Source organism: Laedolimicola ammoniilytica (genome assembly GCF_025567165.1).
In the GTDB taxonomy this organism is placed as follows: domain Bacteria; phylum Bacillota; class Clostridia; order Lachnospirales; family Lachnospiraceae; genus Laedolimicola; species Laedolimicola ammoniilytica.
This window is the reverse complement of sequence record NZ_JAOQKC010000013.1, coordinates 1-3,304: the sequence shown is the minus strand read 5'-3', so window position 1 is coordinate 3,304 and position 3,304 is coordinate 1. Positions and strand designations below refer to the sequence as shown.

The 3,304-nt window shown below is 53.4% G+C and carries 5 protein-coding genes; 1 reads left to right on the top strand and 4 read right to left on the bottom strand.

What is annotated here, in order from left to right; all coding sequences use genetic code 11:
* Together OCV63_RS10445 and OCV63_RS10440 are read right to left on the bottom strand one after the other, a co-directional pair.
* Positions 1-541, bottom strand: a 541-nt coding sequence (locus tag OCV63_RS10445) for a hypothetical protein (RefSeq protein WP_262670801.1), incomplete at its 3' end; no start/stop codon positions are given.
* Positions 542-693: 152 nt separating this feature from the next.
* Positions 694-1,038: a TnpV protein gene (locus OCV63_RS10440; protein ID WP_463674569.1), complete on the bottom strand. Its 345-nt coding sequence runs from the start codon at positions 1,036-1,038 to the stop codon at positions 694-696.
* Between OCV63_RS10440 and OCV63_RS10435 the strand changes: the two genes are divergently transcribed.
* Positions 1,037-1,804, top strand: coding sequence for a hypothetical protein (locus OCV63_RS10435; RefSeq protein ID WP_158363769.1), 768 nt, complete (start codon positions 1,037-1,039; stop codon positions 1,802-1,804). The genes OCV63_RS10440 and OCV63_RS10435 overlap by 2 nt on opposite strands.
* A gap of 96 nt (positions 1,805-1,900) precedes the next feature.
* On the opposite strand, the gene OCV63_RS10430 is transcribed toward OCV63_RS10435, so the two are convergent.
* Together OCV63_RS10430 and OCV63_RS10425 are read right to left on the bottom strand one after the other, a co-directional pair.
* Positions 1,901-2,116, bottom strand: a complete 216-nt coding sequence (locus OCV63_RS10430) for a transposon-transfer assisting family protein (protein ID WP_055200194.1) — start codon at positions 2,114-2,116, stop codon at positions 1,901-1,903.
* Position 2,117: 1 nt separating this feature from the next.
* The coding region (locus OCV63_RS10425; protein WP_158363768.1) for a YodL domain-containing protein at positions 2,118-3,304 on the bottom strand (1,187 nt) is incomplete at its 5' end.

The following is a 3,304-nucleotide window of genomic DNA, read 5'->3' as shown; positions in this document are numbered from 1 at the left end:
GGTCAAGATCCTTCAGGTTCTCCCAGATCTCCCTTGGTCTATGGTAATGAAAGCGCAACAGGTCACGGTCCTGCTGATAGGCAGTCCAGAAGGCGGCGTATTCTTCCTTGAGCGTCTGGCGGAAAGCCGGGTCACTCAACTGCTCCGTCAGGCGGCGGGTCTCCTCCGGGAAACCATTGCCTTTGATCTCTGACAGGCAGGACAAATATCCGGCTTTTCTGGCGTCCTCACTGAGATCGTGATACAGATGCCAGAGCTTTTCCGAGAGGAGGGAGCGTTCATAGCCTACCGCTTCCGCAAGCTCCACATTGGAGGCAAACTGGCCGCTCTCCAAAAGCTCCCCGATACGCTCTGCGGCGCTCTCCCAAGAAATGACCTGGGCAGACCTGTCATAACGGACAGACTTCCCGTGGGAAAGATGGATACCATCATCGGCATACCATGCACTCACACTGCCAAGGCCGTTGCCGCCGTGGTACAGCGTTTTCAGTATCTCGGCAATCTCAGCGGTGGTTTTCTGCTTTTCAAATGCTGCAACCACACGCTCCCTCTGACGATCTGTATTGCCTCCCAAACGCAGCACATGGTCAATATCATTTTGGGCAAAAGAAAAAGCAGAGGATGTATGCGCTACATTCTCTGCTTCATCTATGGATTGTATCTGCTCCGCTTCGGAGAGGAACAGGTTTAGGGTCAGCTGTTGATAAGCTCCGCCATCAGGATCTCCTCTGCCTGAGCTTTGCAGGTGTTCATCAGCCCCACCCACTTCATGGGATCGCTGGCTTTCAGTTGCTCGGTGGCTCCCGCTTCCTTCGCCAGCTGGGGCATCATCTGCTCCAGTCTGCTCTGGGCGGCCTCGTCGATTTCCAGAAGATACTGGTACAACTTCTCGCTCAGCAGCATCTGGTTGTAGAGGATGGGACGATGTTCCTTCAGGTAGGTTTTCCTCATCCTGCCGTACTTGCCCAGGGGTTTCTCCGGCTGCTGGCTCAGCTTCAGGTCGGGAATCAGATAGTCTCCGTTCTGGATATAGGTCATGGGATTGTTCATCTTGCTTGCTCCTTTCTTGGTTGGCTTCGCGCTCTGCATTTCGGACGGTGACGCCGATCTGCCGCAGCACCTGCTGATTGATCTGGCTGACCGCTGTTCCCAGCGCCCCGATGGTGGACGGGGTATTGAAATCAAAGATTGCCATGAAATCTTCGTGGTCGAAGTAGCGTTCCGGCTCCAGTCCGCAGCGGGACATCAAAGCATAAGTGATACTGACGGTGGCTGCTGCCTTGAACTGTACTCCGATGTTAAACTCATCATATTCCTCCAAAAAGGAACCGTCAACGATATAGAAGAAGTCCTGCTGATGCTCCGTCCAGTATTCCTCAGCCAGTTTTCCGGCTACCTCGGTAAGCTGTCCGGCAAGGTCATCACCGGAAACATCATAGGTGCGCTCAAGCATGGCCTGCACCGAATCCAAATGGCGCTCCTCCAGCTGCCACAGCCAGGGAGTGCGGGAATGTTCACGGGTTCCGGTGTCGGAAATATCAAAAACATAGCGCAGGCGGGGCCTGTCCCCGGAATCGTCCACCAGAGCAATTCCCTTGGAGCCGCGCCTTACATACCGGCCCATCTTTTCATTCCACAAATCGTACTCTGCACAGGCGGTGGCGTCCGGACGCTGGGCGTAGATCATCAACTGCTCATGGAACGGGTACTTGTAAAGGCGAGAAGCAGTGGTGAGAAACCCTGCCCATTCCTGCCAGCTCCCCGTGAGCTGCGTTGTCACCTTCTCCGCCATCTGTGCATATAGTTCAGCTTTGGTTGGCATAGTGTTCTGTCCTCCTTTCAGTTTTGGGGTAAAAAGGTGGGGTGGCATATTGCCACCCCATCCCTGCGATTATGATGTTTACTGGTCAAAATCCGGATACAACTCCAGCTCGGCAAACTCGGCATCACTCATGGCCTGGAGCTTGCCCAGTGCGCTGTCTGTCAACTCCCGCAGCTCGGTTTCCTCCGGGGCCAGCTCGCCGCGCATATCACGCAGGCTGTCGATCAGTCCGGTGCGGCTGCCGGTATTGTAAATGCACATCAGGTTCATTTCCTCAAAAGTAAAGTTTCCCATATCAAATCTCCCTTTCCGCACTCTTTTTGGGCGCTGTCTTTTTGTGTTCTGCCTTGGGCTGGCTTTTCAGCTGCTCCATGACGGACTTTTTCTTTTCCCGTTCCTCCCGATGGGCAGCGGCAGCCAAATCCATGAGGGAAATGGACTGACCGCTGCGGGCCTGCTGTTCCAGCTCTGCCACCGTAGGCTCTTTTGCGCCATTGTTGATGATACCGTCGATCATGCCGTAATCGTCCTCCACGGTCATCTCCGCATTTTTCAGCGGATTTTCCGGCAGGAATCCGGGGATCTGTGTAAAGCCAACACTGTCACAGTAATGATAGGATACCTTCCCATCCTGCTTGATCGCAACGATGTCACTGACACTCATAGAAGGACTGTGAAAATCCGCCGGTTTTTGCAGATTAAACTGCTCATATAGTTTTTCCAGCTGCTCCGGTACCGTGCCAGACTCCCTCAGCGAAGCAGTGTAAATGAGATCATAATTGCTGCGGTCTATGGAAATGTCCTGGGACTTTAACCAATCCAGATTCATAAAGCGCACATTCTGCGGATCGTCACGGCTCACCTGATAGATGGCAAAGCAATCTCTGTTCTGGGATAGAAATGCCTGTTCGCGTTCCTGCTGATGTTCCTGACGCTCCATGACCTTTTCGTGGAACTGAGGGCTTTTCTCCCATTCCTCACGGTCCACACCGAAAAGTCCGCCATGATCCATGATTTCCTGCGGGTCAAACACCATGCTCTCCGTATTGTCCTCATGCAGCACATAGACAGTCAAACCAGCGGCATCCAGTTCCAGCGCCCGTTCTCTGGTGACAGGGAGCATCCCATCATAGAAGTAGCCGTATTCCTGCATATCCGGTGCAGATACCTGCTCATCAGGCATGGGGTATTCATCCAGTGCCTGCTCCTGCGCTTCCGGCAGCTGAGAAGAAGCAGTCATCTGCCTGACCTCTGCCTGCATCTGCTGATAGGCAGCGTCCTGCAAGGTTTCAATCATAGACAGGGGCGCATACTTTACTGAATTGCTGCTCAAATCGTTATCATCACAAATCTGGAGAACTGCCTTCATGCAGGAAAGCTCCGGCATATCCAGCTGACCTCCATCCAACTCTTTCATGGACGCGGCATCGTAAAGGGTATAGTCCCAGCCGCTGTCACAGGACTGGATATGAAGATAGGTGG

What these genes read in the sequence shown, in the direction of transcription:
- OCV63_RS10435 (WP_158363769.1), top strand. Translation starts at nt 1,037, where the DNA reads ATGGGATTGTTCATCTTGCTTGCTCCTTTCTTGGTTGGCTTCGCGCTC.
- OCV63_RS10440 (WP_463674569.1), bottom strand. Translation starts at nt 1,038, where the DNA reads ATGACCTATATCCAGAACGGAGACTATCTGATTCCCGACCTGAAGCTG.
- OCV63_RS10430 (WP_055200194.1), bottom strand. Translation starts at nt 2,116, where the DNA reads ATGGGAAACTTTACTTTTGAGGAAATGAACCTGATGTGCATTTACAAT.